The sequence below is a fragment of the Paenibacillus oleatilyticus genome, from assembly GCF_018998565.1.
In the GTDB taxonomy this organism is placed as follows: Bacteria; Bacillota; Bacilli; order Paenibacillales; family NBRC-103111; genus Paenibacillus_G; species Paenibacillus_G oleatilyticus.
The window spans coordinates 1-352 of the sequence record NZ_JAHNZO010000166.1 but is presented as its reverse complement, the minus strand read 5'-3'; the positions used below and the strand labels follow the sequence as shown (position 1 = coordinate 352).

The 352-nt window shown below is 55.7% G+C and carries 1 pseudogene; it reads right to left on the bottom strand.

Annotation, left to right across the window (positions count from 1 at the left end):
* Window positions 1–230, bottom strand: a pseudogene (locus tag KQX66_RS39065) (IS110-like element ISSm3 family transposase); the annotation flags it as partial.
* Window positions 231–352: the final 122 nt, after the last annotated feature.

The following is a 352-nucleotide window of genomic DNA, read 5'->3' as shown; positions in this document are numbered from 1 at the left end:
ACGCAATGGTACGACTCATCCCATTCTTCGTTCTTTCTGAGCATCGCATTCAGGATGGTCAGCAGTTTGCGCATACATGCAACCAGAGCCACTTTTTTGGGTTTCCCTGCTGCAACCAGCCGCATATAAAACACTTTTATCACTGAATTGAAGCGAGTCGCCACAAGCGCAGCCATGTACAGCGCTGTTCGCACCCCCGCCCGACCACCAAAGATGGTTCGTCGCCCTCTAGTGAAAGCGGCGCTGGCATTTGCCAGCAGCAAGCGGGGTATTGCGTCACAGGATGGAAGCCGTCAGGCAGAGACGGGCATAGCCTGGCTCTGTGCGCAGCACGAACAGCCTGGTCCCGAAG